The 25,334-nt window shown below is 59.7% G+C and carries 25 protein-coding genes and 1 pseudogene; 11 read left to right on the top strand and 15 right to left on the bottom strand.

Annotation, left to right across the window (positions count from 1 at the left end):
• The first annotated feature begins 117 nt into the window (after nt 1-117).
• Nucleotides 118-324 (top strand): YdcH family protein, encoded by a 207-nt coding sequence (locus ACQK2G_RS01945; RefSeq protein WP_425407603.1) that lies wholly within the window; start codon nt 118-120, stop codon nt 322-324.
• Here the strand turns inward: ACQK2G_RS01945 and ACQK2G_RS01940 are convergent.
• On the bottom strand, nt 314-1,105 hold the full coding sequence (locus ACQK2G_RS01940; protein WP_425403330.1) for a GGDEF domain-containing protein: 792 nt from the start codon (nt 1,103-1,105) through the stop codon (nt 314-316). The two genes, ACQK2G_RS01945 and ACQK2G_RS01940, sit on opposite strands and share 11 nt — an antisense overlap.
• 125 nt (nt 1,106-1,230) lie before the next feature.
• On the opposite strand from ACQK2G_RS01940, the gene purE reads away from it, so the two are divergent.
• Entirely contained in the window at nt 1,231-1,725 is a 495-nt protein-coding gene (gene purE, locus ACQK2G_RS01935) for a 5-(carboxyamino)imidazole ribonucleotide mutase (protein WP_425403329.1), read from the top strand.
• Nucleotide 1,726: 1 nt separating this feature from the next.
• Nucleotides 1,727-2,809: a 5-(carboxyamino)imidazole ribonucleotide synthase gene (locus tag ACQK2G_RS01930; RefSeq protein WP_425403328.1), complete on the top strand. Its 1,083-nt coding sequence runs from the start codon at nt 1,727-1,729 to the stop codon at nt 2,807-2,809.
• A 9-nt stretch (nt 2,810-2,818) separates the two neighbouring features.
• Here ACQK2G_RS01930 and ACQK2G_RS01925 read toward each other — a convergent pair whose 3' ends face one another.
• From ACQK2G_RS01925 to def, 3 genes are read right to left on the bottom strand one after another with little or no spacing between them, the layout of a single operon-like run.
• Nucleotides 2,819-3,205, bottom strand: a complete 387-nt coding sequence (locus ACQK2G_RS01925) for a hypothetical protein (RefSeq protein WP_425403327.1) — start codon at nt 3,203-3,205, stop codon at nt 2,819-2,821.
• 41 nt (nt 3,206-3,246) lie between these two features.
• On the bottom strand, nt 3,247-3,927 hold the full coding sequence (locus ACQK2G_RS01920) for a COQ9 family protein (protein WP_425403326.1): 681 nt from the start codon (nt 3,925-3,927) through the stop codon (nt 3,247-3,249).
• On the bottom strand, nt 3,902-4,477 hold the full coding sequence (gene def, locus ACQK2G_RS01915; protein WP_425403325.1) for a peptide deformylase: 576 nt from the start codon (nt 4,475-4,477) through the stop codon (nt 3,902-3,904). Before def ends, ACQK2G_RS01920 begins: the two co-directional genes overlap by 26 nt.
• A gap of 183 nt (nt 4,478-4,660) precedes the next feature.
• On the opposite strand from def, the gene rpsU reads away from it, so the two are divergent.
• Nucleotides 4,661-4,864: a 30S ribosomal protein S21 gene (rpsU, locus tag ACQK2G_RS01910; protein ID WP_425403324.1), complete on the top strand. Its 204-nt coding sequence runs from the start codon at nt 4,661-4,663 to the stop codon at nt 4,862-4,864.
• A gap of 208 nt (nt 4,865-5,072) precedes the next feature.
• A complete protein-coding gene (locus tag ACQK2G_RS01905; protein ID WP_425403323.1) occupies nt 5,073-5,540 on the top strand; it encodes a hypothetical protein in 468 nt (155 codons plus the stop codon).
• A gap of 15 nt (nt 5,541-5,555) precedes the next feature.
• On the opposite strand, the gene ACQK2G_RS01900 is transcribed toward ACQK2G_RS01905, so the two are convergent.
• The 7 genes and pseudogenes from ACQK2G_RS01900 to ACQK2G_RS01870 form a co-directional block, all read right to left on the bottom strand.
• A complete protein-coding gene (locus ACQK2G_RS01900) occupies nt 5,556-5,960 on the bottom strand; it encodes a CBS domain-containing protein (protein WP_425403322.1) in 405 nt (134 codons plus the stop codon).
• Between the two features lie 45 nt (nt 5,961-6,005).
• Nucleotides 6,006-6,356 carry a P-II family nitrogen regulator gene (locus ACQK2G_RS01895; protein ID WP_425403321.1) on the bottom strand — a complete coding sequence of 117 codons (351 nt, stop codon included), beginning with the start codon at nt 6,354-6,356 and terminating at the stop codon, nt 6,006-6,008.
• Nucleotides 6,353-7,171 (bottom strand): DUF1538 domain-containing protein, encoded by an 819-nt coding sequence (locus ACQK2G_RS01890; protein ID WP_425403320.1) that lies wholly within the window; start codon nt 7,169-7,171, stop codon nt 6,353-6,355. Before ACQK2G_RS01890 ends, ACQK2G_RS01895 begins: the two co-directional genes overlap by 4 nt.
• Nucleotides 7,168-7,914: a DUF1538 family protein gene (locus ACQK2G_RS01885; protein WP_425403319.1), complete on the bottom strand. Its 747-nt coding sequence runs from the start codon at nt 7,912-7,914 to the stop codon at nt 7,168-7,170. Before ACQK2G_RS01885 ends, ACQK2G_RS01890 begins: the two co-directional genes overlap by 4 nt.
• A 162-nt stretch (nt 7,915-8,076) precedes the next feature.
• Nucleotides 8,077-9,468, bottom strand: a complete 1,392-nt coding sequence (locus tag ACQK2G_RS01880) for an NAD(P)(+) transhydrogenase (Re/Si-specific) subunit beta (protein WP_425403318.1) — start codon at nt 9,466-9,468, stop codon at nt 8,077-8,079.
• Between the two features lie 35 nt (nt 9,469-9,503).
• The gene (locus ACQK2G_RS01875) at nt 9,504-9,932 is read right to left on the bottom strand and encodes an NAD(P) transhydrogenase subunit alpha (protein ID WP_425403317.1); all 429 of its coding nucleotides are present in this window, start codon (nt 9,930-9,932) and stop codon (nt 9,504-9,506) included.
• 117 nt (nt 9,933-10,049) lie between these two features.
• Nucleotides 10,050-11,285: pseudogene (locus tag ACQK2G_RS01870) on the bottom strand (Re/Si-specific NAD(P)(+) transhydrogenase subunit alpha); the annotation flags it as partial.
• A 333-nt stretch (nt 11,286-11,618) separates the two neighbouring features.
• Between ACQK2G_RS01870 and ACQK2G_RS01865 the strand changes: the two are divergent.
• The 3 genes from ACQK2G_RS01865 (at nt 11,619) to ACQK2G_RS01855 (ending at nt 13,594) form a co-directional block, all read left to right on the top strand.
• Nucleotides 11,619-11,978: an Hpt domain-containing protein gene (locus ACQK2G_RS01865; protein WP_425403316.1), complete on the top strand. Its 360-nt coding sequence runs from the start codon at nt 11,619-11,621 to the stop codon at nt 11,976-11,978.
• 97 nt (nt 11,979-12,075) lie between these two features.
• Nucleotides 12,076-13,008: a diguanylate cyclase gene (locus ACQK2G_RS01860; RefSeq protein WP_425403315.1), complete on the top strand. Its 933-nt coding sequence runs from the start codon at nt 12,076-12,078 to the stop codon at nt 13,006-13,008.
• A 109-nt stretch (nt 13,009-13,117) separates the two neighbouring features.
• The gene (locus ACQK2G_RS01855) at nt 13,118-13,594 is read left to right on the top strand and encodes a DUF302 domain-containing protein (RefSeq protein WP_425403314.1); all 477 of its coding nucleotides are present in this window, start codon (nt 13,118-13,120) and stop codon (nt 13,592-13,594) included.
• A gap of 14 nt (nt 13,595-13,608) precedes the next feature.
• Here ACQK2G_RS01855 and ACQK2G_RS01850 read toward each other — a convergent pair whose 3' ends face one another.
• Nucleotides 13,609-14,937, bottom strand: a complete 1,329-nt coding sequence (locus ACQK2G_RS01850; RefSeq protein WP_425403313.1) for an ABC1 kinase family protein — start codon at nt 14,935-14,937, stop codon at nt 13,609-13,611.
• A gap of 260 nt (nt 14,938-15,197) precedes the next feature.
• On the opposite strand from ACQK2G_RS01850, the gene ACQK2G_RS01845 reads away from it, so the two are divergent.
• The gene (locus tag ACQK2G_RS01845; RefSeq protein ID WP_425403312.1) at nt 15,198-15,650 is read left to right on the top strand and encodes an Hsp20/alpha crystallin family protein; all 453 of its coding nucleotides are present in this window, start codon (nt 15,198-15,200) and stop codon (nt 15,648-15,650) included.
• A 91-nt stretch (nt 15,651-15,741) separates the two neighbouring features.
• On the opposite strand, the gene ACQK2G_RS01840 is transcribed toward ACQK2G_RS01845, so the two are convergent.
• Complete coding sequence (locus ACQK2G_RS01840) at nt 15,742-16,569, bottom strand: alpha/beta hydrolase (RefSeq protein ID WP_425403311.1); 828 nt, start codon at nt 16,567-16,569, stop codon at nt 15,742-15,744.
• Between the two features lie 27 nt (nt 16,570-16,596).
• A complete protein-coding gene (locus tag ACQK2G_RS01835) occupies nt 16,597-18,396 on the bottom strand; it encodes a M3 family oligoendopeptidase (protein WP_425403310.1) in 1,800 nt (599 codons plus the stop codon).
• Nucleotides 18,397-18,528: 132 nt separating this feature from the next.
• Between ACQK2G_RS01835 and ACQK2G_RS01830 the strand changes: the two genes are divergently transcribed.
• Nucleotides 18,529-20,316, top strand: a complete 1,788-nt coding sequence (locus tag ACQK2G_RS01830; protein WP_425403309.1) for an AMP-dependent synthetase/ligase — start codon at nt 18,529-18,531, stop codon at nt 20,314-20,316.
• A 24-nt stretch (nt 20,317-20,340) separates the two neighbouring features.
• On the opposite strand, the gene ACQK2G_RS01825 is transcribed toward ACQK2G_RS01830, so the two are convergent.
• Nucleotides 20,341-21,321, bottom strand: coding sequence for an NAD-dependent epimerase (locus ACQK2G_RS01825; protein WP_425403308.1), 981 nt, complete (start codon nt 21,319-21,321; stop codon nt 20,341-20,343).
• Between the two features lie 392 nt (nt 21,322-21,713).
• Between ACQK2G_RS01825 and ACQK2G_RS01820 the strand changes: the two genes are divergently transcribed.
• Complete coding sequence (locus tag ACQK2G_RS01820; protein ID WP_425403307.1) at nt 21,714-25,265, top strand: indolepyruvate ferredoxin oxidoreductase family protein; 3,552 nt, start codon at nt 21,714-21,716, stop codon at nt 25,263-25,265.
• The last annotated feature ends 69 nt before the right edge of the window (nt 25,266-25,334 follow it).

Here is a 25,334-nt window from a genome sequence, read left to right as displayed (position 1 = left end):
CCACATTCATTCTTGCCCCAAGCGGCAATACCGGTGAAAAGCATACCCGATCCGGAGGACAAGTATGCTATGCTGCCCGGACGCACTCGTTACCGGTATTTGAGATTTCTGGCATCCATGGATTTTGAAACTGAAGAGCAGATCCTTCATCGGATGGAAGAGCTGCGCTTGGAACATCGTGATCTTGACGATGTAATCGCGCGGCTATCGGAAGAAGCCCCCTTCGACCAGCTTCAGGTCCAAAGGCTGAAAAAGCGCAAATTGCTGCTCAAGGACGAGATGGCCCGTCTCGAGGCCATGCTCATTCCCGACATTATCGCCTGACCATACCGGCATTTCGGCTCAATTTACGTTCGGCCGCCGATAGCTGCGACAGTTCTCCTTGTCCCGGCCGCAATTCGACGGCGGCCCAGAAAACCGGCAGATCCGGATCGGATCCGGGTACCCTGATCGTTGGTGGCACCGTTTCCCCGAGGGTTTTCTCCACGCCATCGGCAGGGACACCGACAAGCAACACCCCGAACATGTCATCGGCGATATGACCGACAACCGCATCCGGCATTTGCGACAATCTCCGACCCAGGCCGCCGATCACGTCATCGGCGGTCGACCAACCATGTTTCCGGCGCATGTCGGTGAACCCATCCAACTTGACCAGGACAAGAGAACTGCGGGTTTCTTCCTGCTCGTCCAGGGCGGACAAGCGCGACAGCCGGCCCAGGAACCCTTTCCGGTCCAGCCAGTCACCGAGAAGATCGTGACGCAGCTCCTCCTCAAGGAACCGGATGCGGCCTTCCGCCAGCCGCAAATCGTCATGCAACAAACCGATTTCCTGGACGAGATCGGCCAGTACATTGCGGACATTGCCGTCGATTTCGGCTTCATCCAAACCGTGGATCTGCGCGATATCCCGCGGCTGTTTACGCTCCCGCCGTCGCCGGTCCGGCAGGTCCCGGCCGACCGGTTCAACCCTCTCCGCCGAGGCGTCATAGGCCCGCACTTCCGGTGGGGGCCGGACCGGGTCGACCACGCGATCTGATCCGATCTCCCGATTGCGGCGCGTGGTCAGATATTGGTCTATATCCCAGAAATCTTCGTCGGACATCTGCCCCCCTATCGAACCGGATCGTAGCACCCCTTGCGCAAGGCCGCACGCCGCCTATACTCCCGCGCTTTCCCCGATGGGCATAGATCTCATTGAACACACCTAGTGAACTTGGCGGGACGGCAATGGAAAAGTCACCGAAGGTCGGCATTATCATGGGAAGCCAGTCAGATTGGCCGACCATGCGGCATGCCGCGGAAACCCTTGAAGCCCTTGGCGTTCCCTATGAGGCCAAGATCGTTTCCGCCCACCGGACGCCGAAGCGCCTGGTCGAATATGCGGAAACCGCACAGGAACGCGGGCTGCATGTCATCATCGCCGGGGCCGGCGGCGCCGCCCATCTGCCTGGCATGGCAGCCTCGATGACGTCCCTTCCGGTCTTCGGCGTTCCGATCGAAAGCAAGAGCTTGAAGGGCCAGGACAGCTTGCTCAGCATCGTGCAAATGCCGGGCGGCATTCCTGTCGGGACGCTTGCCATCGGCAAACCCGGTGCGATCAACGCAGCGCTGTTGGCCGCATCGGTGCTCGCCCTGCACGATCCGGCTATTCGCACGGCACTGAACGAATGGCGAACCCGACAGACCGACGCGGTCGCCCTGGAACCCCACGACGAAGATTGACATGGCGACAACGAAGACGAACACCGCTCCGATCGCGCCAGGCGCCTGCATCGGCATACTGGGTGGCGGCCAACTGGGCCGAATGACAGCAATCGCTGCGGTCGAAATGGGCTATCGCTGCCTGATCCTGGAACCCCAGGAAGGCTGTCCCGCCAGCCATGTCGCCGACCACATCGCCGGCGCTTACGAGGACGAGGCGGTCCTGGCCCGTTTTGCCGAAGCCTGCGACGTCGTCACGCTGGAATTCGAAAACGTGCCAGTCGACGCGCTGAAGTTCCTGGAAGAGCGCGTCCCGGTCCGGCCTGGATCCCATGCGCTGAAGATTGCCCAGGACCGTATCCTGGAGAAGCAATTCCTGAACGATGCCGGTATCGGGACGGCGCCTTGGGCTGAAATCACCGATGAACAGAGCCTGAAGGACGCGATCGACCGCATCGGCATTCCTTCGGTCTTGAAGACCGCGCGGTTCGGATATGACGGCAAGGGTCAGGTCATGCTGAAGCCGGGCAGCGATCCGTCGAAGGCTTGGGAGGATCTAGGCCGGGTGCGTTGCATCCTGGAAGGATTCGTCGACTTCGATTGCGAGGTCTCGGTCATCACTGCCCGGTCCGCAAACGGTACGGTAAAAGCCTTTCCGGTCGTGATGAACGAGCACCGGGACCACATTCTCTATAAGACACACGCCCCGGCGGATCTGCCGACATCAACAGCGAAAGCCGCCGAGGACATCGCCGACAAGGCGATCGAAGCCCTGGACCTGACCGGCTTGCTGGCGGTGGAGATGTTTGCCTGCCGTGACGGATCCGTCCTGGTGAACGAAGTTGCACCGCGGCCGCACAATTCCGGCCATTGGTCGATAGACGCCTGCATGACCAGCCAATTCCAGCAGCTTGTCCGCGCCGTCTGCGGCCTGCCGCTGGGCAGCACCGAAATCCTGCGCCCGGCGGAGATGACCAACCTGCTGGGAAATGAAATCGATGACTGGGCCGCCTTCCTGGCGGAACCGAATGCTCAATTGCATCTCTACGGCAAGGCGGAAGCGAAGCCCGGCCGGAAAATGGGACATGTCACCCGGCTGAAATAGGCGCGCTTTTCAGGAAATCGCCCACCACAGGAAACCGCCGAGTATCGCCCCGATATTCAACGCGGGCGGCACCATCGCCCCAAAAAGCGCAACCCCGTAATAGCCTTTTCGGTGGGCCGCCAGACCGATGACCACGGCGGCGAGACCGGTCAGCGGATAGACCAGGCAGGCATTCAAGGTAAAGGACGGGATCTCGGCGATCTTCGTATTGATCACCAATGCGACCGATACGAACAGCGCCGTCAGCGGGCCAAGAGTAACAGACGACAGGATAATTGCATTGCGGGCGTAAACACTGTCCCTGCGCCCGGCAAGGATGTCCTCCTGCTCAGGCTTCAGAACCTTGTACATATTCCGCGGCAGATTGCGGAAAAACCCGTCGCCGCTGGATGCCATGCCGACGTCCCTTTATGTTCAGAACGTGACGTTCGGTCCGGTCAACCGTTCGCCCGAGCACCGTAATGTTTGAAAGCCTTGGCCCGGCGAAGCGGGTAACCGAGCACCGTGGCCAAACGGCTCTTCATTTTCGGCACTTTCATCACATCCGCGATGCGTCGATCGAGGAAGGCCCATGTATCCGCGAAGCCTTCCGACTTGTCGTTCAGCCAGAACAAGACCGTGCTGGAATAGACGCCGGCAAGCAGCGCGCGTTTGGAATAGAAATTCCAGTCCGTTGCCGTATCGCCGGCCTGGTACCACATTTCATCCACCGTCCTGTACAAGGCCTGGGCCGCCATTGGGGCGTTCTGCGGCAGGGCGAGGAAGGCCATGGCCTTTCGGATCGCCTCGCGATGCGGGGCGTTCTGTTCCAGCCTGACCCGGACTGCGGTCGCGATCCGCTCACGAATTTTCATCGAGGCCAGATCCATCCCCGCCAGGGTTTCCGCCATCCGACTGTCAGCTTGCCTCAGGTGCCAGACAATCATGTCCCGCGCCCCGTCCGGAAAGGCCCGCATGGCGGCGGCCGCATCCAGACCGATATCCTCGGCGCCGCGGATCGCCGCTTCCCGGCCCCAGCCGTCAAAGGGCACATGGGTGATCGCCGCATCCAGGATCGCGTCGCGCAGGGCGGCCGGATCGGCCTTGGCAAAATCAGGCTTCTTCGACTTCGCGGTCATCTTCGACCTCCATCAATTCCTTGGCGCGTTCGGGCATGCCGTAACGCATTTCTTCCTGAAACAGCAACAGGGACAGGTCATCCATGCGCTGCGGATAGAGCGTGCCGTCCAAATGATCGATCTCGTGCTGCAACACGCGGGCATGAAACCCCGAAACGGTCTTATCAATGACATCGCCGCGCGGCGTTATCGCCTGCAGCCGAACCGTTTCGAAACGCGGGACGAGACCGGTCAATCCGGGAACCGACAGGCACCCTTCCCAACCATAGGCCTTTTCTTTGCCGATCGGCGTCAGGACGGGATTCACCAGGGCGGTCAGGGGCACTTCTTCCTCCCCTTCCTCGAGCCGCGTCTTCGAGACAAAATATACGATGACGCGCGCCGGCACATGAACCTGGGGCGCCGCCAGACCGGTTCCACCCGCATCCTGCATGGTTTCGATCATATCGGCGACCAAATGGCGCGTCTCCGGCGCCGTGGGATCGGCCACCGGGTCGGCCTTGCGGCGCAGGACGGGGTGCCCCATACGGGCTATTTTCAGTATTGCCATGCTTTCTTTATGGTATCGGGCCGGCCCAAGGTAAAGAGCAGTGCGGCATCGGGAAGCATCCCCTGCCCCCCTTTTCAGCCGGGAATCCCTGTGCTATACGCTCGCCACCGCGGGGAAAACCCCGCGGAAATGGTATCTATTGCCATTCGAAAAATCTATCGACCCTGAAAGGTGGTGAAAGCAGTGCAGGTTACCGTACGCGATAATAACGTTGACCAAGCACTTCGCGCGCTGAAGAAGAAGATGCAACGTGAAGGCATCTTCCGCGAAATGAAGCTTCGTCGGCATTTCGAAAAGCCGTCGGAAAAGCGTGCACGCGAACGGGCGGAAGCCGTTCGTCGTCATCGCAAGCTTCTGCGCAAGCGGCTTGAGCGGGAAGGCTTCTAGAGCATACCCGCTCAATATCGGGCGGCTTTCGCCGATCCGGTTGCATCAGGCGTCCTCGGGCAGGTGTTCGGGGGCGTTTTTGCATTTTGGCCGCAGATTTCTGCTCGATGCTCTATTCGAATGGCCGCGAGGGACCGCGTAAATTGGGTCTGACAGCTCGGTGCTTTGCCGCCTACACTCACCCCACAACCAGCTTGGGTGACGGACAATGACCTCCAAAAGCACAAAAGAACCCTGGTCCGTAGAGGCGCCAGACTTCGGCAAGAGCCTGAAGGGCGTCGGGTTCAACCTGTTGGTTGCGGAAATGGAACCCGCCGTCGATTTTGCGCGCCGGGTCCTGAATGCGGAAATCCGCTACTGGAATGAGGATTTCGCCGTTCTGTCCGCAAACGGTTTCGCGTGGATGCTGCACGCCGACCACACCTATTCCAACAATCCGTTACGGGGTTTCGTCCGGGACGCGAATGACGATCCGGTAGAGGGACGGGGCATCGGCGCAGAGTTTCACCTGTACAACCAGGACCCGGATGCGGCGGAACAGAGGGCAAGGGACTTTGGCGCCATCGTGCTCGCCGGCTGTCTGAACAAACCGCATGGGCTGCGCGAATGCTACATCCTGGATCCCGACGGCTATTGCTGGGTCGTCAGCCGTCCCCTAGGAGTAGGCGAACACTGAGGGCTGCGTCCCGCCTCAACTGACATCCTTGTGCCGATAGACGATGTCGCGCAGGGTCGCCATGCCCAGCGGGTGACGCTCGTTGTCGACGACCAGGGCGCGGTCCATGCCGACGCGGCCCAACAGCCGGACCGCGTATTTCACGTTCATGTCCGCCGGCAGGGTCAGGACCGGTTTCACCATGATCTCGTAGATAGAGGTCCGCACCGTGGAGCGGCCTTCCGCGATCACCTTGCGCGCGATGTCGTCGATTGCGACCAGCCCGAATTCGTCCGCCAGGTCACGGCGTTCCACGACCAGGGACGTCACCCGGAATTCCCGCATCATGTCGATCGCTTCCTGCACGGTCGCCAGGCGGTCGATTGTGTGCAACTCCCGCACCATCACGTCGACGACGCTGGTATAATCTTTATCGCTCATCCCATCCTCCCTCGGAAACGGGCCCCTGACCAAAGCGGGGTTCCGTCACACTTCATCCTTGATTTCGTCCGCCATGGCCGCCAGCTGCCCGCGCAAGCCGACGGCATCCTCTATATCGATCTGCAGGGCAAGCCCCATATTGCGGTCCTCCAGCAGCCGGCCGCCCTTCTCGACGGCCTCCAGAATGCGACGCGCCCTTTCCGCCACCACCAGGAACAGGACCACGTCGCGCTGGCCGCTGAGGTCCAGGCCGAAAAAGGTCTTTTCCACCTTCAGCCCCTCGCCATGCGCACTACTGATGATGGTTGCGCCGGTCGCTCCCGCTTCGCGAGCCGCCTCGATAATGTCATCGGTAACCTCGTTATCGACGATCGCGATCAGCAACTTCATCTTCATCCGATCTCTCCTTCCTGAGCCCTCAATGCCATCTGCCTGTTTCGCCAGGCGGTGAGGGCAACATCGATCTGCACGAAACCCATGACCGTGATCATGGGAAACAGACTGGCAAAGGCGATAAGCCCGAACCCGTCCAGGATCGGGCTGCGTCCGGGTATGGTCGATGCCAGACCAAGGCCCAGCGCCGTCACGACCGGCACGGTCACGGTCGAGGTAGTGACCCCGCCGGAATCATAGGCAAGCGGCACGATCCATTTCGTCTGCCCACGCGCCACGAAGACTGTCTGCACCACCACGATTGCATAGCCGGCGACAATGTAGAGGTAGAGCGGATCGCCGGTAACGATGCGAAATGCACCAAGCGCCACACCGATCCCCACGCCAATCGCAACAGCGATCCTGAGCCGTGTGGCCGGCAGGCCGCCCGCCGACATTTCTTCCGCCTTTATGGCCACGGCGATCAGCGACGGTTCGGCGATCGTCGTACTGAAACCGATCGCCGCAGCGAAAGCATAGACCCAGAAGTACAGGGTCCAATCCACACCCGACACGGCGTCGGTGATCGCCCCGACGAAATCAGGATGGGTCAGTTGCAGCGCCATCGCCTCCCCTACTGGAAAAAGCGCCCGTTCCAAGCCGACCAGGAAAAGCGACAGGCCGACCAGAACATAGGTGAACCCGCCCAGGATCCGGCCGATCTTCTTCGGCTTCTTGCGGATGACAAGTAGCTGGAAGCCGAGCAGAACCGCTGCAATCGGCAGAACGTCGAACATCGTCCGGCCAAGGGAATCGAGCAGATCCAGCAGCAACGTCATCCGATCCACCCCAGCACGATGCCATAGACCATCACGAAGATCATGGGAGACAGGCTGGCCATGGCAATCAAACCGAAACCGTCGATCATCGGATTGCGGCCGCGTATCACGGATGCCAAACCGACGCCCAAGGCGGTCACCAGCGGCACGGTGATCGTCGATGTCGTAACCCCACCGGAGTCGTAGGCAACACCGATGATCTCATCGGGTGCAAAAACGGTCATCGCCGCGACAAGGACATAGCCGCCAATGATCAGATAGGGCAGTGGCCAGCCTTTCAGGATTCGGATCACCCCAAGGACCAGGGCGGCGCCCACCGACACGGCGACCGTGATGCGCAGCCCCATCGCGTAATTTGCCATGGCTTCCGTATCGCGGGCGAGCACCCCGCCTTCGGCCGCGGCCTCTGCCGCCTCCTTGGCGACCGCGATCAAGGCCGGCTCGGCAGCGGTGGTGCCGAAACCGAGACAAAAGGCAAAGGACAGCAGGGCCGTCAAATTGCCCTTCTTCGCAAAGGCCTGAGCCATGTCCTCGCCCAACGGGAAAAGCCCGAGTTCAAGGCCTTGAACGAAAAAGGTGAGACCCACGACGACAAGGATCAGTCCAGGCAGAATTTCGTCGAGATTGGGGAAAGGTTGTTGAAGGACGAAGACCTGGAATACAAAAATCACCAGGATGATGGGCGCAAGATCCCTGAGGGATGAGAGCATGAGCCGCGCCAATCCGAGGAACTGAGACCGCATTCCCTATCCCGTATCCGTCCCGACATCGCGGCGCCGTTGGCCCGCTGATCCTCGGTTTTGGCATGTTGCGCCGCGAAAACACAAGGCTTCAGAAGCATCGGTCCAAAGAGAAAGGGCCCAGCATCGCCGGGCCCCCTCGTGATTTGCGCACCGAAAGGACGCTTAGTCCATTGCGGCAACGATCTTTTCGCAGACCTCCTTGGCGTCCCCGAAGAGCATTACCGTATTGTCCTTGAAGAACAATTCGTTCTGCACCCCGGCATAACCGGTCGCCATGGACCGCTTGATGAAGTAGACGGTGCCCGCCTCCTCGACATCCAGGATCGGCATGCCGTAGATCGGGCTGGTTTCATCCGTCTTGGCTGCCGGGTTCGTGATATCGTTTGCCCCGATGACGAAGGCGACATCGGTCGAGGAGAAATCACGGTTGATCTCTTCCAGCTCCAGCACATCGTCATAAGGCACATTGGCTTCCGCCAACAGCACGTTCATATGCCCCGGCATGCGTCCGGCCACGGGATGGATCGCATACCGCACGCGAACACCGGACTCCTTCAACGCATCCGCCATCTCACGCAGGGCGTGCTGTGCCTGGGCGACCGCCATGCCGTATCCCGGCACGATGATCACGCTTTCCGCGTTTTTCATGAAATAGGCAGCGTCTTCCGGCGCACCGGAGGTAACCGGACGGTCGTCATCGCCGCCGCCGGCCACCGCCGCGCCGCCTTCCGCGCCGAAGCCGCCGAGGATCACGTTGATGATCGACCGGTTCATGCCCTTGCACATGATGTAGGAAAGGATCGCACCCGAGGACCCAACCAGCGCCCCCGTGACGATCAGCGCCGTGTTCGCCAGCGTGAAGCCGATGCCGCAGGCCGCCCAGCCGGAATAACTATTCAGCATAGAGACGACGACCGGCATATCCGCCCCACCAATCGGGATGATCAACAGCACGCCGATCACCAGCGAAAGGATCACGATGGCCCAGAAGGCCGTCGGATCCTGGGTCATGCAGAACCAGACGATGAAAGCCACCAGCAGCAGGCCCAGCAGAGCATTGAGCGGATGCTGCCCTTTGAACATGACCGGCGCCGACCGGAAGATCGCCTGCAACTTCCCGAAGGCAATGATGGATCCCGTGAAGGTCACCGCCCCGATCGCAGTGCCGAGCGACATTTCGATCAGGCTGCCGACCCCGATCTTGCCGGGCGAACCGATGCCGTAGGCTTCCGGCGTATAATAGGCCGCCGCGGCGACGAAGACCGCCGCCAATCCCACAAGACTGTGGAAAGCCGCCACCAGCTGCGGCAAGGCCGTCATCTGGATCTTCAAAGCGATCACGGTTCCGATCGCACCCCCGATCAGGATGCCGGAAATGATCAGTCCGTAACTCAACACGCTCGGCATCGCGATGGTGGTGATCACCGCGATCAACATGCCGATGATGCCGTAGAGATTACCCTTGCGCGCGGTTTCGGGCGATGACAGCCCCCGCAGCGCCATGATGAAACAGATTGCCGCCACCAGATAGGCGTAACCGGCTAGATTGGCCATCTTTCAATTCCTCCTTGATCCAGATGCCGGGCCGGTCAGCCCTTGCGTTCTTTTTTCTTAAACATGGCGAGCATGCGGTTGGTCACCACGAAGCCGCCGAAGATGTTCACACTGGCCAATACCACCGCGAGGAAACCGAATATCTTGCTGATATTCATATCCACGGGACCCGCGGCGATCAGCGCGCCGACGATGATCACGCTGGAAATCGCGTTGGTGACCCCCATCAGCGGCGAGTGCAATGCCGGCGTCACGCTCCAGACCACGTAGTAGCCGACGAAGCAGGCGAGGACGAAGGCGGTGAACAGGAACAGAAACGGCGACCCGGAAGAGGCAACCACCTCGCCCGCGCCGGTTCCAGAGATTTGCGCGGCTTGCACGGCCAACGCATCCGCCTTGGCGGCCAGGCTCTCCGCCTGGGTCGACAATTCGGAAATCTTATCGAGAAGTTGCTGCTTATCCATCGCCTACTTCTCCTCCCCCGCATTGCTGGGTGTTGCACTGGTTTCGGTGTCGGCCTTCGGTGCCTCCGCGGCCGGAGCCTCCGGCTTTGCCGCTTCAGCCTTCTTGGCCGCGGATTTCTTCGAAGAAGATTTCTTGGCCGACGACTTCTTGGCCGCGCTCTTCTTCGAGACCTTCTTCGCCGGCGCCGAGGATCCCGCTTTCTCGGCATTGGCCTTCACGCGTTCCTCGACGATTTTCCCGTCCCGCGTCACCAGCGAGCCTTTGATGATATCGTCCTCATAGTTGATCGAAAGCTTACCGCTTTCCTTATCGATCAACGGCGTCAGGAAATTGAGCAAATTCTTCGCGAAGAGCAGGCTGGTCGTCTCGGGAACGCGGCTCGGCCAGTTGCCGTGGCCGACAAGCGTCACGCCATGCTTCTTGGTCACCTTGCCCAGCACGGTCAGCGGACAGTTTCCGCCTGCTTCCGCAGCCAGATCGACGATCACCGAGCCCGGCTTCATGCTTTTCACGTGGTCTTCCGTCACCAGCACCGGTGCCGCCCTGCCCGGGATCAAGGCCGTGGTGATGACGATATCCATCTTCGGAATGGTCTTGGCGACCAGTTCGGCCTGCTGGCGTTTGTAGTCATCCGACATTTCCTTGGCGTAGCCGCCCGCGGTCTGGGCTTGCTGGAATTCCTCATTCTCGACCGCGACGAACTTGCCGCCCAAGCTTTCAACCTGTTCCTTGGTATCGGGACGTACATCCGTCGCGTACACAACCGCGCCAAGGCGCTTAGCCGTCGCGATGGCCTGAAGCCCGGCAACGCCGACCCCCATGATGAACACATTTGCGGGTGTCACGCGCCCCGCCGCCGTCGACATCATCGGAACGGCCCGTCCATACTGCTCGATGCCGTCCAGCACCGCCTTGTACCCTGCGATATTCGCCTGGGACGATAGAATGTCCATCGACTGCGCACGCGTGATCCGCGGCACGAGTTCCATGGCGAAGGCCTGTACGCCTCTTTCCGCACAGGCACGTACAAGCGTACCGTCGGTCAGGGCGTTCATCTGGCACAGCAGGATCTGACCCTTACCGAGAAGGGCAACCTCGTCCTCGCCGTCGGCCTCGGTCATCGGGCGTTGGACCTTTAGCACCACGTCTGCATCCTTGACGGTCGCAGCGGGCGTGGCCGCAATTTTCGCCCCGGCTTCCTCGAACGTCGCATCCGAAAGGGCAGCACCGTCACCGGCCCCTTTCTCGACGGTCACGATACAGCCAAGATCGACGAATTTCTTGACGGTCTCAGGCGATGCAGCAACGCGCTGTTCCCCAGGCCGCCGTTCTTTTAGAACTGCGATTTTCATGAAGGCGTTTGTCCCCTCGCTGATCGGACGGCGCTGATCGCCGACCGTTACCAAGCGTCCATTAATCCGGAAAGGTATCAGCTAGCAGCCAGCTTGGGCCAGACCGTCCTCCCCTCGCCCCACTTTAATGACACTGCATCGCAAAAAAAAGATGGCCTCTGCTGTCCTTAGGTCGAAGATAGGACAGATCGGCGGAATTGCCGCAGGAAATTGTCTGTTGCGACAAAGCGTGATCACCGTCATTGGTCACCTTTTGCGGGATCGGTAACCTGATCGGAAATTACTCGACCGGGAATTGCCCCCGCATCTACTTAGTCGGTTGGAACATACGGTATGCAGAGTTTTGACGACCTTCCCGTCCAGGACGAGGAAAAGACAGAAAGCTTGGTTCAAGCACTGGGGGAAGACCGTTATCTGGACCTCATTTCGTTGGTACCGCCCGAGGTCGAAAAAATTCTGGCCCGCTACGGCGGCCCCGACGGCGACAGGGCGGCCACCACAGCCCCCGAGGCACCGGACCGCCGCCGCGATGCGCACACCCTGAAAGGGCTTGCCGGCAATTACGGACTATCGCGCCTTGAGCACACGGCCAGGGCCCTGGAGGCGGAACACCTCTCGGATGCGGAACTTGACCAACTGTTGGGCAGACTGCAGACATGCATTGATGAAATCATAACGATCGGCAATCGATAACGTATTGGCGTTTGGGTATCATACGGTGGCGATGTGGGGATAGCGCCGTCGAATTTCGTGAGCACAACGCCGGGGCCGACAACTGGGGGATGGTTTTATGAAGGTTCTTATTGTCGACGACAGCTTGCCGAATGCCTTGCTGATCGAGGACCTGCTTAGAAAATTGGATTTCGTCTATACGGTCGTTTTCACCGATCCCGTCAAAGCCCTCAACTGGGCCGCGGTCGAAACACCGGACCTGCTGGTTCTGGACTACATCATGCCGGATATCGACGGGGCGGAGTTCCTGAAGCGTTTCCAATCGATCGAACGAAACCAGCATGTTCCCGTCGTCGTGGTGACAATCGACGACAAGCAATCGACGCTGCACGACATGCTGGATGCCGGCGCCACCGATTTCGTCCGCAAGCCGGTCGACGAGGACGAATTGGTTGCCCGATGCCGCAACCTCCTGCGCATGCGCAGCTATCAGGGGGAATTGCAGAAAACGGTCGAACGCCTTCACGTCATGGCGACCATCGACTCGCTGACGGGTGTTTGCAACCGGCGGCACTTCCTGGATCGTCTGGAAACCGAGGTCGCCCGCGCCCAGCGATTCAACGAGCCGCTTTCCATCGCCATGCTGGATGCGGATCATTTCAAATCCATCAACGACAGCCATGGGCATGCGGTCGGGGACAACGTATTGCGCGCCTTGACCAGGGCCTGTGTGGAGATGCTCCGCCGTCACGACATTGTCGGCCGGTTGGGAGGCGAGGAATTCGCGATCTGCATGCCCGAAACCACCATGGACAAGGCGCAGATCGTTTGCGACCGCCTTCGGCAGAATATCGCTGGGCTGAAGGTAAAGTCCGGCCAGGCGGAGGTTCAATTCACCGTCAGCATGGGCGTGACCCAATACCAACGCGGGAACGACTCGCTGGAGTCCTTCATGTCGCGCGCCGACGGTGCGCTTTATCAGGCCAAGAACCAGGGCCGAAATCAGGTCATCCTCGCGATCCCGGACGAAAACGGAAAAGACCAGGCATAGGCTGGCCCCGGCAAGAACGCTCTCACGCTGAAGTGAGATGGAATTGACGATGATCCGGCGCTGACGCGTCTACTATCCGGACCGTGTGAACACGGTTGGGAGAGAGATGATGCAGCGTTTCAAGGCTTTGGCAGGTGTGTTGGTCGCCGTGATCGTCGGCCTTGGCTCCTTTTCCGTGGCCGCTGCGCCGGACGGCATCCGAATTCTGGAATCGCCGCATGGTTTCAAAGAACTTGAGGAACGCCTCGGAAAAGCAATCACCGATCACGGCATGCTGCGCGTGTTCAAGGCAAGTGCCAGCGCGGCGGCCAAGGGGCGGGGCATCACGATCCCCGGCGACAGCGTCTTCGGCGTATACCGCAACGACTTCGCCGTCCGCATGATCATGGCGGATCCGCTAGCGGGCACGGAAGCGCCGATCCTGATCCATGTCATGGAACAACCGGACGGCACCGCCGACCTTGCATACAAGACACCTAGCAGCGTTTTCGCCCCCTACGCCGCCGGCGGAACGGCCTTGTCGGAGATGGCAATAGAACTCGATGCCATTTTCGCGGCCATAGCCGAACAAGCGGTCGCCCCGTAACGCGTTTTAGAAACTTAGAGACCCGCTTTCTTCAAAGCCGCCTTTTGTTGCTTCTCAAGCGTTTTGACGTCGAAATCGGTGATCAAGTCGTGGAACAGCTGGTACCAGTTCACTTCCGCCTTCAAATGCAAGAAGACCGATCCCAACCCGATCGCGGCCCTGTCCATCAGTACGAATTCCCGCGGCGGCGTGACACCGCCCAGCTTGCGAAGTTCGACATGAACCTTGTGGGCCACAGAGGCCCCATATAAGCCGCTCTCGCTTTCCTGGATCTTCTGCACCTTGTCTTCCATCAGCGGCGCATAAATGAAGCCCGCCCAGATATTGAGCACTTCCAACAGTTCATTGGACAAATTCTCGAAACCCCAGGTTTCATAGGCATGCACCGCCAGATCCCGATCCTCATCCCGCAAGGCCCTGTACAGGTCGATCACGCCTTGAACGAAACTCGGCGGGAACACCCGAATGCAGCCGAAATCGAGTAGGTTGATGCCATGGTCGTCGCGCACGGCGTAATTGCCCAAATGCGGGTCGCCATGGATCACACCGAAATTGTAGAACGGTACATACCACGCCCGGAACATCGCGAACGCGATGTCGTTCCTGACCGTCAGCGGCGCTTCCTTGAAGTCCATCAGGGGACTGCCGTCCAGCCAGGTCATCGTCAGCAGCCGATCCGTCGTCAGCTCCGACAGCGGTTCCGGAACAGTCACCCGGTCTTCTTCGGCCAGCATGGCGCGGTAGAGCAGCATGGCGCGGGCTTCCCGTCGGTAGTCGAGTTCCTCCCGAAGGCGTTCGGAAATCTCGGCATGAATTTGGCCTGTGTTGATCGCGTTGTCATAGCGCTGATAGATCGAAAAGATCAGCTTCAACTGCCGCAGGTCGGCTTCGACCGCTGAGGTCATATCCGGATATTGCAGCTTGCATGCGACCTGCTCGCCATCGGCGGTGACAGCGCGGTGAACCTGGCCCAGGGAAGCCGCATGAGCGGCCGTCTTTTCGAAATTCTCGAAATTCTTGGCCCAGCCCGGCCCAAGTTCCGTGGTCATCCGGCGTTTGACGAAGGGCCAGCCCATCGCCGGCGCGTTCGACTGCAATTGCTGCAATTCTTCGACATAGTCCTTGGGCAGGGCATCCGGGATGGTCGCCAGAATTTGCGCGACCTTCATGAGCGGCCCCTTCAAGCCGCCCAAGGCGAGTTTCAGGTCTTCCGCATGCCGTGCCTTGTCCAGTTCCATGCCCAAATAGCGCGCACCCGCAAGCCGGGCGCCGACACCGGCCATCGCGCCGCCCACGCGCGCATATCGTTTCACCTGCCCGGTCAGGCTCTTTTTCTCAGACATTGCACTCGCATCCCATCATCGGCTCTTGCCAGCCCTTTCGAAGATTTGGTCATCCCAGTCTGTTTACGCCAGCCCGCCGCCGGCGGACCAGGATCCTGAGACACGGCTTTCGTCGGCCGGACAATGGATTTGTTTCTGAATTTGATCCAGGTCAACGCGGAGCGGCCGGTATCTGACAAACTTTTGCGTATCGCAAAACTTTCCTGGCGTTGCTTGTATTCCCCGCGAGCGCGCCGGGGTCTTTCGGAAGAGAAAGAGAGATGAGCAAGGTCAACATTACCAAGGGCCCTGGTCCGACTTTCGACAGAGGCGATCATTTCTGGCCCGCGATTTTCGATCCGTTGCGGCAGTTCGGAGCGTCCGTGGCGCATTTATTCTCCCCAAGCGCCGAGGCCTCGCAGCAGGACGGTAAATACACGATCAGCATCGAACTGCCCGGTGTCAAAGTCGAGGAAATCGATGTCTCGGTGGACGACAATGTCCTGACCGTCAAAGGCGAGAAAAAGTCAGAACGCGAAGAAAAGGACGAAGACCGCCACATATACTTCTGTGAACGAACCTTCGGGTCGTTCCAACGTTCTTTCAGACTTCCATCGGATGTCGACCCTGCCCGCATTGACGCAGGTTTCGTCGACGGTGTGCTGACCGTTTCCCTTCCCAAACGTCCCGAAAAGGAAACGTCCCGCACCAAGATCGATGTGAAGTCTGCTTAAGTCGCCTCCCGAGCACGCATAAAGGTCAAGCTCCCTATACACGTGCTCGAGACTGGTGGGCCGAAGCGTAACTGCTTCGGCCCTTTTTTTGTCAAAATCCCTGTGCCGCCAACCATTCGGCGATCCGCGCTGCGACCTTCGGCCAAGACCGATCCAGCATCATGCCATGCCCGGTTTCCTCAAAGAATTCGGGGCGTCGTCCCAAACGACGGCCTGTCGAGCGAACGAAGGCTTTTCGGATCAAGGTATCGTTGGATGCACCGAGGATCTGGATCGGCAGTTTGTCCTTCCAGCCATCGGGCCGTAAACGCATCCCGCCATGCATATCCATCGTCGCACGCCGGGATTCCCCGTCCATCTGACTGAAATGGCGCGCCAGAACTTCCGGGTCGTCCTCCGCCGAAAACAACGCGCCCCGCATCACGTCCAATGACGCCCATTTCGGGTCCATCTGCTGTAGCAGGGCGATTTCCCCGAGCAGCGACGGATTCCACATCGCCAAACTCAAGGCCGGTCCGGACAATCCGGTCGGCGGCACCGAGGCCAGCAGGACAAGCCCCATCGCAGGCCCTTCCTCCAGATAGCGCATGCCGACGAAGCCGCCCATTGAATGCCCGATGATGACCGGCGGACAGGGCAGATCCTCGATCACGCTCGCGAGGTCCGCGGCATAATCCTCGATCCCGAAACTGTGAAGCCGCTCATGCCCGGCACTGCCGGCATGCCCACGAAAACTCGGCGCGTAGCAGGCAAATCCCTGCGAGGCGAACCAGGGCAGAAAATGCTCGGCCCAACACCAAGCGCCGGCGAAAGCACCGTGCAGAAAGACCAGGGGCACCGGCCGAGGGGCTACCCCTTCCGGAGGAAGGGCACGAAGAATCTCCAACCCCACCGGCATTTCGGCCGCTGTATCCGTCACACCAACTCCAATTCCAAGTCCGATTTGTCAGAACGTCTCTTCCAGACGGTCTATGAATCGGGAGACGACGCCAAGCCCCTTGGCCCAGAAGGCCGGATCGGACGCATCCAGACCAAACGGCGCTAGCAATTCCTTGTGCCTCAGCGTGCCGCCCGCCCGCAACATATCCAAATACTTGGCCGCGAACCCCTCTTCCGCTTCCTCATAAAGGGAATAGAGGGAATTCACCAGGCAATCCCCGAAAGCGTAGGCGTAGACGTAGAAGGGCGCATGGATGAAATGCGGGATATACATCCAGAACGTCCGGAAATGATCGTCGAAGCGGAAGGCGTCACCTAGGCTTTCCCGGCTGACATCCATCCAGATGTCGCCCAAATCTTCGACAGAAAGCTCGCCGTTCTTGCGCGCGTCATGCACCCGCCGCTCGAATTCGTAGAAGGCGATCTGACGGACCACGGTATTGAGCATATCCTCGATCTTCGACGCCAGCATCGCACGGCGGCGTTTAGGGTCCTCCGTTCCGGCCAACATCGACTGGAAGGTCAGCATTTCTCCAAAGACCGAGGCGGTTTCCGCCAGTGTCAGCGGTGTATCCGCCATCAAATGCCCCTGGCCGCCGGCCAGAACCTGATGAACGCCGTGCCCGAGTTCGTGGGCGAGGGTCATGACGTCCCGCACCTTCCCCTGATAATTCAGCAGCAGATACGGATGAACGCTGGGCACGGTCGGATGTGCGAACGCCCCAGATGCCTTTCCCGGCCTGGCCGGTGCGTCGATCCAGCCGCCGTCGAAGAATTTCTCGCCAATCGTCGCGAGTTCCGGCGAGAACCGCCCATAGGCATTCAAAACCGTGGACTGCGCCTGATCCCAGGGGACGAGACGGTTGTCCTCATCCGGCAAGGGCGCCATTCGGTCCCAATAGTCCAGCTTGTCGACGCCGAACCATTTCGCCTTCAGGTGATAGTAGCGATGGGACAGATCCGGGAAGGCCTGACGAACAGCGGTCGAGAGGGCATCAACAACCTCGTCCTCCACGTAATTCCGCAGATTCCGGGCCGATACCGGTCGGTCGAAGCCCCGCCAACGGTCCTCGATATCCTTGTCCTTGGCCAATGTGTTGGTGATGTAGGCGAAAAGGCTGCCATTTTCAGCCAGCACCGACCCCAGGCTGTGAGCGGCTTCCTTACGCTCAGACGGTTCGCGGGACGACATGCGGTCCAACACCTGGGTGTTGGTCAGCATTTCCCCACGTAACGGAAAACGCAGGCCGGCCAATGTCTGGTCATAGAGGCGAACCCAGGCGCTGCGACCGGCGACCGATTTTTCATGCAGCAGGCGTTCCAGGTCATCCGCCAATTGATGCGGGCGCATCACACGCTGATCCCGGATCCACGGGCGATAGGCGGCCAGTGCCTCACTTTCGGCCAGCAGGTTTTCAACAGCCGCGTCTTCCAGCCGGTTCAGTTCCAGCGTGAAAAACAGTAAATCGGAGTAGATGGCATTCGCCCGTTCGTTGACGCCTTGATAGAACCGGCCAATGTCGGGATCCGTGACATTCCCGGAATAGACCAGCTGCGCAAAGCTCATGAGCTTGGAAAGAAGCTCGTCGATGCGTTCGTATTCCTGTATCGCCGCGGCCAGTTGATCACCATTCAAACCGTCGAGGCGACCTGCGAAGCTTTGCCTGAACAACGATGCACTCGATGCTGCCGCGTTCAAATCACCGTCAACGGACGGATCATCCCGGCCCGGATACAGGTCGCTGAGGTCCCATTCAGGCAAGTCGCCGAGATTTTTAATCGTGGAAGTGCTTTGACCGTCACTCATGGCATCTTTACTCCACACCCTGGAAATTCCTATCTTTCAACTAAATAGAAAAAGGCTGGCAGGTCCGGAATACAAGGGCCGAAGGGAAAAACACGGTCGAATTCGAATTCCGGCCGCATGGGAGGCGAACGAATGGTGGATTACGCGCAGGCACCCAACCTGCCGACAATGTTCTTTGAGCAATGCGACCGTTTCGGCGACGCGCCCTTTCTTTGGGAAAAGCGCCACGGTGAATGGACTCCGCGCAGTTGGTCCAACACGGCTGACGAGGTTGCCCGGCTGGCCGCCGGCCTTGAGGCGAAGGGCATCGGCCCGGGCGATCGCGTCGTGCTGGTATCGGAGAACCGGCCAGAATGGATGATCGCCGACCTTGCGATCATGTCGATCGGCGCCGTGACGGTACCCGCCTATACCACTAACACGGTGGAGGACCATCGCCATATCCTGACCGACAGCGGCGCCAAGGCTGCGATCGTTTCCAACCAGGACCTGGCCGAACGCCTGCTGCCGGCAGCGTCCGGGACCGGCCTGGAATTCGCAGTCATGATCGACGCGCTACCCGCCAACGCCTCCGCGGACCTGCCCTTGTTTCAGCAGGCCGACCTGATGGCGGGCGCAGACGGCGGCTCGATCCGGGAAAAAGCCCGCACACTCGACCGGGGCGCCATGTGTTGCATCATCTATACGTCCGGGACCGGCGGCGTACCGAACGGGGTGATGCTGAGCCACGGCAACATCATCTGTAACGCCCTGAGCGCCGAGGACATGTTGTCGAAGCTGCCCGGCTTCGCGATCGGCGGTGAGATTTTCCTGTCCTTCCTGCCGCTCAGCCATTCCTACGAACACACGACCGGCCAGTTCGTCCCCATCAGCATCGGCGCCCAAGTCTATTATGCGGAGGGCCTGGACAAACTGGTCCAGAATATCGGCGAGGTCCGGCCGACCATCATGACCGCCGTTCCGCGTCTGTACGAAACCATGCGTACCCGAATCCTTCGCGCGGCGGAGAAATCCGGCGGCTTGAAGGAGAAACTGCTGCACAAGGCCGTCGAGATCGGCAAGAAACGCTATCGGGACCCGGGCTCTCTCACTTTGTGCGAACGTGCCCTCGACCCGCTGCTGACGAAACTTGTCCGCAGCAAGGTTTCGGAACGGTTCGGCGGACGACTGAAGGCCTTCGTATCCGGCGGCGCGCCGTTGAACCAGGACGTCGCCCAATTCTTCACCGCCCTCGGCTTGCGCATTCTTCAGGGATACGGCCAGACCGAGGCCGCGCCTGTGGTCAGCTGCAACTATCCGACCTTGAACAAATTGCACACCGTGGGCCCACCGCTGGAGGGTGTCGAGATACGGATCGCCGAGGATGGAGAAATCCTGGTTCGCGGTGAGTTGGTGATGTTGGGGTATTGGAACGACCCGGACCGGACCGCCGAGACGGTGAAGGATGGCTGGCTGCACACCGGTGATATCGGAAAGCTCGACGAAGACGGTTATCTGATGATCACCGATCGGAAGAAGGACATCATCGTCAATTCAGGAGGCGACAACCTGTCCCCGCAGCGCGTCGAGGGTATCGTCTGCCTGGAACCGGAAATTGCGCAGGCCATGGTCTATGGCGACAAACGTCCGCATCTGGTCGCGCTGCTGACGCCGGACCCCGATTGGCTCAAGGATTGGCAGGCGGAAAACGGCGCGATTGAAGGTGCCTGGAACGACAGTCCGGCCCTGCGCAAGGCGCTGCAGGAGGCATTGGACCGCGTCAACAAGAAGCTCTCCGTCATCGAACGTGTTCGGCGCTTCATCATCGTGGACGAACCATTCTCCATCGAGAACACCATGCTGACGCCGTCGATGAAGATCCGCCGCCACATCGTCAGACAAACCTATGGCGACCGTCTGGAAGGACTGTATTCGAACTGATCCGCGGTGGCTTTCGACGTCCGGTCAGGTACCTGAATAGGCCTTGTACCAATCGGCGAACTTCTGGAGGCCTTCCTCAATCGACGTCTTCGGCTCGAAGCCGAGGTCGCGGCGCGATGCGTCGATATCCGCATAGGTCGCTTTGACGTCACCCGGCTGCATCGGCTTGAAGTCGATCTCCGCCTTGCGGCCAAGGGCATTTTCCAGCGCATGGATCATGTCCAACAGGGGCTCGGGCTTATTGTTGCCCAGATTGTAGACGCGGTGCGGAACCTCCTCGTCGCTGCGTTCCGGCGGATTGTCGAGACTGGCGATAACACCAGCGACAATATCGTCGATATAGGTGAAATCCCGCTGCATGTCGCCGTTGTTGAAGACGGGGATCGGCTTACCGGACATGATCTTCTCGGCGAAAATATAGGCCGACATGTCAGGGCGACCCCACGGGCCGTAGACGGTGAAGAAGCGCAACCCGGTCATCGGGATACTGTAGAGATGCGCGTAGGCGTAACTCATCAACTCGTCCGACTTCTTGGTCGCGGCATAGAGGGAAACCGGATTGTCGACCCGGTCCTCGACCGAAAACGGCAGCTTCTCGTTGCCACCGTAGACCGAGGAGGACGAGGCATAGACCAGATGCCGCATACCGGCCCTGTGGCGGGCATATTCCAGGATGTTGAGGTGGCCCAACACGTTGGTATGCACATAGGCATGCGGGTTCACCAGACTGTATCGAACCCCGGCCTGGGCCGCCAAATGCACGATCCTGTCGATGTCGCCGAAATCTTCAAGCGCACGACCCAGGGCCGCCTGATCGCCGATATCGACCTTCTTGAAGACAAATCCGTTGCGTCCCTGCAAGCGCTTCAGCCGCGCCTGTTTCAGGGCCGGGTCGTAATAGTCGTTCAGATTATCGATACCGCACACACGCTCACCCCGGTCCAACAGGACTTCGCAAACATGCATTCCGATGAAGCCAGCCGCACCGGTAACCAGAACCGTCATCTCTCAAACCGCCAGATTGTCGTACCCACCAAGCCGCCACCGGAGAGACCGATGACCGTCGAAGGCCCTCGTATACGGGATCGTTCCGCGCAAATCACGCGTAAAACACCGCCTCCCGGACTTGTCGTTCGTCATATGCCACTTGTCGCGCGGTTCCGCCTGATTAGATCCTTTTGCGAACGGAACCCGTCGCCGCGTGCAAGACAGTCTTTCCTGAATAGGTCAGTAATGCTAACCTATTTTCTAGGCTAATATCATTCGGGACGGGAACGGTGTTCACGCGTAGAGTGGATGCCAGGATCCGGCGTAAAAAAACAACATTGCCGGTCCAAGGGAGTAATCCGCGCGACGGATGCTTGCCCGGGCCCTTTTGAGGTGTGGAGGAAGCAGATATGGCGCTAGCCCATGTCGATTTGGACGACAAATATACCCTGGAATCTGGACGCGTATTCATAACCGGGACCCAGGCCCTGGTTCGACTGCCGATGATGCAGCGGCAGCGCGATCACAAGGCCGGCCTGAATACGGGCTGTTACATTTCCGGTTACCGCGGCTCTCCGCTCGGCGCCTATGACCAGCAGCTTTGGAAGGCGCGCAAGTTCCTCAAGAACAACAACATCCATTTTCAGCCGGGCCTGAACGAAGATTTGGCCCTGACCGCCATCTGGGGCACGCAGCAGAACGAATTCTTCGGTGACAACACCGTCGATGGCGTCTTCTCCATCTGGTATGCCAAAGGACCCGGCGTGGACCGGTCCGGCGATGTCCTGCGGCATGCGAATTTCGCCGGCACCTCGAAGCATGGCGGTGTACTGCTGCTGGCCGGCGACGATCACACCTGCAAATCCTCAACCACCGCGCATCAGACCGAATACGCCTTCATGGACGTGATGATTCCGGTCCTCAACCCGGCAGGCGTTCAGGAATTCCTGGACCTCGGCCTGCACGGGATTGCGATGTCTCGCTATTCCGGCTGTTACGTCGCCTTCAAGACCATCGCCGAAACGGTAGACACCTCGGCATCGGTCTATGTCGACCCGCACCGGGTGCAGATCCAGCTGCCTGACGAGACTGAATACAAGATGCCGGAAGGCGGATTGAACATCCACTATCCGAAACAGGCCCTGGAAGCGCTGGCCCAGGAAGAACATCTGCACCGCCACAAGCTCTACGCGGCGATCGCCTACGCGAAGAAGAACAAACTCAACCGTCCGATGATCGAAAGCCCGAAGAAACGCCTGGGCATCGTCACGGCCGGTAAGTCCTATCTCGATGTCCGTCAGGCGATGGACGACCTTGGCGTCGATGAGGAATTTGCCAAGGAATTGGGAATTTCCGTCTTCAAAGTAGCCATGACCTGGCCCCTGGAACCGGACAGCATTCGCGAATTCTGCCAGGGCCATGAAGAAATCCTCGTGGTCGAGGAAAAGCGCGCGCTGATCGAGAACCAGTTGAAGGAACAGGCGTATAACTGGCCGAACGACAAGCGTCCCCGGATTTATGGAAAGTTCAACGAGAACCGCGAGTTGATTTTGCCGTCCTTCGGCGAATTGACGCCGGCCGTGATTGCCCGCGTCGTCGCGCAACGGCTCGAACGGCTACCGCGGGGGAACGCGATTGCAGGCAACGAACGGTTCTCCAACCGGCTGGCCTTCCTGGATGCCAAGGATCAGCAACTCGGCGCCCGTAAACCTTCCATTGCGCGGCTGCCGTATTTTTGTTCCGGCTGCCCGCACAACACGTCCACGAATGTTCCGGAAGGATCGCGCGCCTATGCCGGGATCGGTTGCCATTTCATGGCCCAGTGGATGGACCGAAATACGATGACCTTTACCCAGATGGGCGGTGAGGGCGCAGCCTGGATGGGCCAGTCGCCGTTCAGCAAGACGAAGCATGTCTTCGTGAACTTGGGTGACGGCACCTATCAGCATTCCGGCACGCTCGCGATCCGCGCCGCCGTCGCCTCCGGCGTCAACATCACATACAAGATCCTGTACAATGATGCCGTCGCCATGACCGGCGGGCAGCCCCATGAAGGGGTTCAAACCGTGCCGGCTGTCGTCGCCCAGGTGACGGCCGAGGGGGCACGCAAGGTCGTCGTCGTCAGCGACGAACCTGAGAAATATCCGAACGGCATCTTCCCGCATGGTGTGACAGTCCATCATCGCGACGATTTGGATGCGGTTCAGAAGGATCTGCGGGAAATCGAGGGCGTAACGGTCATGGTTTACGACCAGACCTGCGCCGCAGAGAAACGCCGCCGCCGCAAGCGGGGCAGCTTCCCAGACCCGCAGAAACGCGTCTTCATCAACGAACTCGTCTGCGAAGGCTGCGGCGACTGTTCGGTCCAGTCCAACTGCCTCTCGGTCACGCCGCAAGAGACGGAGTTCGGCCGTAAGCGCAAGATCGACCAGTCGTCCTGCAACAAGGACTATTCCTGCGTGAAAGGCTTTTGCCCAAGCTTCGTGACCGTTCATGGCGGTCAGGTCCGCAAGGGGTCCGGCGTCGTGCAAACCGCACCCGCCGGCGTGTCAGGCGTCCCCGATCTGTTCGAAGCCTTGCCGGAACCGAAAACCCCGACCGTCGAGGAAGAGCCCTATGGCATTCTGCTGACCGGTGTCGGCGGAACCGGCGTCGTCACCATCGGCGCGATCCTCGGCATGGCGGCGCATCTCGAGGGCAAGGGCTGTTCCATCCTGGACATGGCCGGCCTTGCGCAAAAAGGCGGCCCCGTGATCAGCCATATCCGGATTGCCAAGAAGCCCGAGGACATTCACGCCGTCAGCATCGCCGCCGGCGGTGCGGATGTGCTGCTTGGCTGCGACATCGTCGTCGCGTCGGGCACGACGGCCCTGTCGAAGGTTGAACGCGATACAACCGTCGCCATCGTGAATACCGAGAAATCCATCACCGGAGATTTCACGCACAATCCCGACTGGATTTTCCCGACCTCGGAAATGAAGGAAATGATCGCCGAATCCACCGGTCCGAAGAACGCGCATTTCTTCAACGGATCGAAGCTGGCGACCGCGTTGATGGGCGACAGCATCGCCAGCAATATGTTCATGTTGGGCTACGCCTTCCAAAAGGGACTGGTGCCCGTCAGCCTGGAAGCGCTTGAAAAGGCGATCGAGCTGAACGGCGTCGCCGTGAAGCTGAACCAGCAAGCTTTCCTGTGGGGCCGCCGCGCCGCGCACGACATGGAAGCGGTCCTGCGCATTACCGACCAGCAGGAAAACAAAGCCAAGGCACCCGCCGACGAAGACGACGGCTTTGCAAAGAGCCTGGAAGACATCGTTGAAAAGCGCATCGCCTTCCTTAAGGACTACCAGAACGAAGCCTATGCCCGCCGCTATAAGGACTTCGTCGTCGACGTCCAGCGCCGGGAATCCCGAGTTGTGACCGACGATTCCCTCGCCCGGGCGGTTGCGCGTTATTATTTCAAATTGCTCGCCTACAAGGATGAGTACGAAGTGGCGCGCCTCTATACCAGCGGCGAATTCATGAAAAAGCTGCACAAACAGTTCGAAGGCGACTTCACGCTGAAATTCCATTTGGCACCGCCGCTCTTCGCCGAGCGTGATCCCGAAACCGGGCGCTTGAAGAAGAAGGAATATGGCCCGGCGATGCTGAAGGTCTTCGGGCTGCTCGCCAAACTGAGAGGGTTGCGCGGAACGCGGTTCGATCCGTTCGGCCATACCGAGGAAAGGCGACAGGAACGCGAGTTGATCACCGACTATGAAGCGACGATCAAAACGGTCCTCGAGGGTCTGAACCGCGACAACCACGCGATCGCCGTTCAGATTGCCGAAATCCCGGAACATATCCGCGGTTATGGTCATGTGAAGGAAAAGCACATCGCCGACGCCAAGGCCAATGAAGCGGCGCTGCTGGAACAGTTCCGCCGCCCGCCGAAGCCGGACGCGAAGAACGCCGCTGAATAAACTCTACATACCCATCAGGTTATCGAGGGGCCGCCTTGCGCGGCCCCTTTTCTTATGCCCGTTCCAAAC

The sequence above is a fragment of the Hwanghaeella sp. genome (assembly GCF_965227365.1).
Classification (GTDB): domain Bacteria; phylum Pseudomonadota; class Alphaproteobacteria; order UBA8366; family Aestuariispiraceae; genus Hwanghaeella.
This window is presented reverse-complemented; position numbering and strand designations above follow the sequence as displayed.

Excerpts from the sequence above, each read along its gene's own strand:
- ACQK2G_RS01945 (WP_425407603.1), top strand. The coding sequence starts at position 118 with ATGGATTTTGAAACTGAAGAGCAGATCCTTCATCGGATGGAAGAGCTG.
- ACQK2G_RS01940 (WP_425403330.1), bottom strand. The coding sequence starts at position 1,105 with ATGTCCGACGAAGATTTCTGGGATATAGACCAATATCTGACCACGCGC.
- purE (WP_425403329.1), top strand. The coding sequence starts at position 1,231 with ATGGAAAAGTCACCGAAGGTCGGCATTATCATGGGAAGCCAGTCAGAT.
- ACQK2G_RS01930 (WP_425403328.1), top strand. The coding sequence starts at position 1,727 with ATGGCGACAACGAAGACGAACACCGCTCCGATCGCGCCAGGCGCCTGC.
- ACQK2G_RS01925 (WP_425403327.1), bottom strand. The coding sequence starts at position 3,205 with ATGGCATCCAGCGGCGACGGGTTTTTCCGCAATCTGCCGCGGAATATG.
- ACQK2G_RS01920 (WP_425403326.1), bottom strand. The coding sequence starts at position 3,927 with ATGACCGCGAAGTCGAAGAAGCCTGATTTTGCCAAGGCCGATCCGGCC.
- def (WP_425403325.1), bottom strand. The coding sequence starts at position 4,477 with ATGGCAATACTGAAAATAGCCCGTATGGGGCACCCCGTCCTGCGCCGC.
- ACQK2G_RS01905 (WP_425403323.1), top strand. The coding sequence starts at position 5,073 with ATGACCTCCAAAAGCACAAAAGAACCCTGGTCCGTAGAGGCGCCAGAC.
- ACQK2G_RS01900 (WP_425403322.1), bottom strand. The coding sequence starts at position 5,960 with ATGAGCGATAAAGATTATACCAGCGTCGTCGACGTGATGGTGCGGGAG.
- ACQK2G_RS01895 (WP_425403321.1), bottom strand. The coding sequence starts at position 6,356 with ATGAAGATGAAGTTGCTGATCGCGATCGTCGATAACGAGGTTACCGAT.
- ACQK2G_RS01890 (WP_425403320.1), bottom strand. The coding sequence starts at position 7,171 with ATGACGTTGCTGCTGGATCTGCTCGATTCCCTTGGCCGGACGATGTTC.
- ACQK2G_RS01885 (WP_425403319.1), bottom strand. The coding sequence starts at position 7,914 with ATGCGGTCTCAGTTCCTCGGATTGGCGCGGCTCATGCTCTCATCCCTC.
- ACQK2G_RS01880 (WP_425403318.1), bottom strand. The coding sequence starts at position 9,468 with ATGGCCAATCTAGCCGGTTACGCCTATCTGGTGGCGGCAATCTGTTTC.
- ACQK2G_RS01875 (WP_425403317.1), bottom strand. The coding sequence starts at position 9,932 with ATGGATAAGCAGCAACTTCTCGATAAGATTTCCGAATTGTCGACCCAG.
- ACQK2G_RS01865 (WP_425403316.1), top strand. The coding sequence starts at position 11,619 with ATGCAGAGTTTTGACGACCTTCCCGTCCAGGACGAGGAAAAGACAGAA.
- ACQK2G_RS01860 (WP_425403315.1), top strand. The coding sequence starts at position 12,076 with ATGAAGGTTCTTATTGTCGACGACAGCTTGCCGAATGCCTTGCTGATC.
- ACQK2G_RS01855 (WP_425403314.1), top strand. The coding sequence starts at position 13,118 with ATGCAGCGTTTCAAGGCTTTGGCAGGTGTGTTGGTCGCCGTGATCGTC.
- ACQK2G_RS01850 (WP_425403313.1), bottom strand. The coding sequence starts at position 14,937 with ATGTCTGAGAAAAAGAGCCTGACCGGGCAGGTGAAACGATATGCGCGC.
- ACQK2G_RS01845 (WP_425403312.1), top strand. The coding sequence starts at position 15,198 with ATGAGCAAGGTCAACATTACCAAGGGCCCTGGTCCGACTTTCGACAGA.
- ACQK2G_RS01835 (WP_425403310.1), bottom strand. The coding sequence starts at position 18,396 with ATGAGTGACGGTCAAAGCACTTCCACGATTAAAAATCTCGGCGACTTG.
- ACQK2G_RS01830 (WP_425403309.1), top strand. The coding sequence starts at position 18,529 with ATGGTGGATTACGCGCAGGCACCCAACCTGCCGACAATGTTCTTTGAG.
- ACQK2G_RS01825 (WP_425403308.1), bottom strand. The coding sequence starts at position 21,321 with ATGACGGTTCTGGTTACCGGTGCGGCTGGCTTCATCGGAATGCATGTT.
- ACQK2G_RS01820 (WP_425403307.1), top strand. The coding sequence starts at position 21,714 with ATGGCGCTAGCCCATGTCGATTTGGACGACAAATATACCCTGGAATCT.